The sequence below is a fragment of the Segatella copri genome, assembly GCF_003465495.1.
Classification (GTDB): Bacteria; Bacteroidota; Bacteroidia; order Bacteroidales; family Bacteroidaceae; genus Prevotella; species Prevotella copri_G.
This window is the reverse complement of sequence record NZ_QSAV01000058.1, coordinates 1-2,024: the sequence shown is the minus strand read 5'-3', so window position 1 is coordinate 2,024 and position 2,024 is coordinate 1. Positions and strand designations below refer to the sequence as shown.

Here is a 2,024-nt window from a genome sequence, read left to right as displayed (position 1 = left end):
AATATTGCATCACATAATAGACCGTATCATATTCCTCAAACACATCTACTACTTTAACGATATGAGGATGATTCATCTGTGCAAGGTTCTTTGCTTCCTTAACAAACTTCTTGCGATATAACTCTACTACGGCACGACTTCCCTGAGAAGGAACGGTTATCTTCCCCGTCCCTTCCTCACGCTCACAAGTGTCCCTCATAAAGAACTCCTTGATTGCCACAGGTACATCGACCTCCATATTACCCAAAGATCCAGAAACTGTTTCTTTCATTATTGCCTTATAGGTAATACCGAAACCACCTTGTCCTATGATCTTTTCTATTTTATACTTTTTGTTTTGAAGATATTCTATCATAATTATCTATTCATAATATTCAACGACTCTCGTTTTCTATACATATCCTGTTCAAAAACATTTTTTACAAGATACCATATGATTATAAAAATCACATCCAGTACAAACTGAAACAATTTTGCCCGAACCATTACATTTTCCACAATATGCATGAGAACATACAGCCCCCACACTCTAAACAGGCGTTTCCAAATGTTCCAACAGTTCCTCGTCCAAAACAAGAACGACATTGTATTTGATGATTACACCACTTCCTTTACAAACGGGACATCTATCCTCTATTACAACTGTACCATTACAGAAAGCACATTTTATACGCCCAGAACCACCACATACGAAACACTTTTCTTGGTATTTCCCAGTTCTTTCTTTTTTACAGGAGACACATAATTTTTCATATCAAAACTTTCTTTTGTTTCTGTTTCCCCCATGCAAGTCTATCGCCAGCAACTTCTAGTGTTTTTACGCCCAATTTACATTTAGACCATTTTACAGTCAAGCCCATATCTACATATCCTTCTTCTCAAATATTCGAATTACCTAATGCCAATCTAAAGCCAACAAGACAATTCGTACCTAAAGGTTTCTTAGAAGTTATAAAACTCTCAGATGCTTCATCCAAGCAACAACCTCCTCGAACACTCCACCTCTTATCATTTATATCAATACAAGCATTGTCACACAACTCATCAACATTACCGGTCATATCATATAACCCTAGTTCGTTCGGGCGTTTTTGTCCAACATCTTCAAGATTCGTTTTTTTTCCATTATAGAAATTTGCTACTCCAAGAATATCATTACCTCCTGAGTATTTATATCCATGCCCACAAATGCCACCTTTTGCTGCTACTTCCCATTCTAAGTCTGTAGGCAATCTATATTGTTTTCCTGTTTTTTCATTTAGACGTTCCAAGAACTCTAGCACCTGCTTTCTAGACACTATCTTCGGATGATGTTTTTTGCCCATTGCAGCCTCGTTTTTTATTCTATGCTTATTGATATAAGCTTCCACACCACCCATCTGAGCAAATATCAATCTATAGACTGGTCTTTCGTCCATCACTGCATCATATTCCTCATTGGTAATTTCGTATTTCCCAATGTAAAAATCCGAGAAGGTTACTCCATCAACTGTTCCACCTTTAACCTTTACCATATTATCTACAAGTTCATTGATTACGATATGCTGATGCACTTTCACATAACCCACTTTTATCAAAGATAGAAGCATAGAAATCGTCAACAAGCTCATAAAAATTGTCCTTGCCCATTTCCCTTTTCCTTTACCAGCACTAGCATTTGTTGTAGACGATGCAATTGGTGCCTCAAATTCATTTACAAAAGTTTTTTTTGAAACAATTGTTGTTTCACCAACGGAAATAGAGCCTATAAAATCAGATATATTTTGAAACCTATCATTTTTACGAGGGCACATTCCACGTTCTACGCTTCGCCATAGTTTTGCAGAAATACCATCAGATTTTCGGCCAATTCCATCATTCAAAACGATACTAGCCTCCGCGGGTACTTTACCCGTCACCAAGAAATACAATGTAGCAGCAAGTCCATAAACATCTGTTGCAGGAGAAAAATCCTGCAAACTCTGTTGGTACTGTTCCAAAGGTGCATAGCCAGCACTAATTCCTACGGGAGTAGAACTAGTCTG

The 2,024-nt window shown here is 37.5% G+C and carries 1 protein-coding gene and 1 pseudogene; both read right to left on the bottom strand.

The features are described 5' to 3' along the window. Window positions 1–271 (bottom strand): annotated as a pseudogene (locus DWV53_RS13525) (serine/threonine protein kinase); the annotation flags it as partial. A gap of 607 nt (window positions 272–878) precedes the next feature. Continuing rightward, a partial coding sequence (locus tag DWV53_RS13515; RefSeq protein ID WP_118154906.1) for a formylglycine-generating enzyme family protein occupies window positions 879–2,024 on the bottom strand: 1,146 nt, incomplete at its 5' end.